Here is a 483-nt window from a genome sequence, read left to right on the forward strand (position 1 = left end):
AATTGAAAAGCGAACGCGAAAAAAGTTTTGATAAGGGCAAGCCGTTCAGAGATTTACAGAAGAAGAATGAACAGCTTGAAACTTATCTTGGTTTAGTTTTTGATTCTTTGGATTCGCATGGAATTAATCCTGTTCCGTTCATTAAGACTGTCTACACGTTGGATGATTTAATGCGTGATTGCGATAGGATTGCGAAGGAGTGGCTTGAGTCATTCCAGGCGACGTGGGAACCTAAGGCGAAGCCTCAAAAGGGTTCTGATCGCTCTATTGCCTAGAGCGACGACCCCGAAGGTCCGGGGTCTAGCATTGGGGTTTCGACCTCCATGCTAAAGGCTAAATCAGTATTAAAAAGATAGCTCAAACTGCTTCGCTTCATGAGCAGATAATTAGCTCAGATTTGCTGTGTCCTGCATCACAGAGCGAGCGCAGAGCGGGAGCCACGTAGTGTGGCCGTAGGCCATCTGTGTGGGATGGTTCTTGATA

At 46.2% G+C, this 483-nt stretch carries 1 protein-coding gene; it reads left to right on the forward strand.

Features of this window, described 5'->3' with window-relative positions; all coding sequences use genetic code 11:
* On the forward strand, positions 1-275 hold a 275-nt coding region (locus KP705_RS17260; RefSeq protein WP_215765161.1), incomplete at its 5' end, for a hypothetical protein.
* Positions 276-483: the final 208 nt, after the last annotated feature.

It is taken from the genome of Gluconobacter sp. P1D12_c (assembly GCF_018812105.1).
Lineage (GTDB): Bacteria > Pseudomonadota > Alphaproteobacteria > Acetobacterales > Acetobacteraceae > Gluconobacter > Gluconobacter oxydans_A.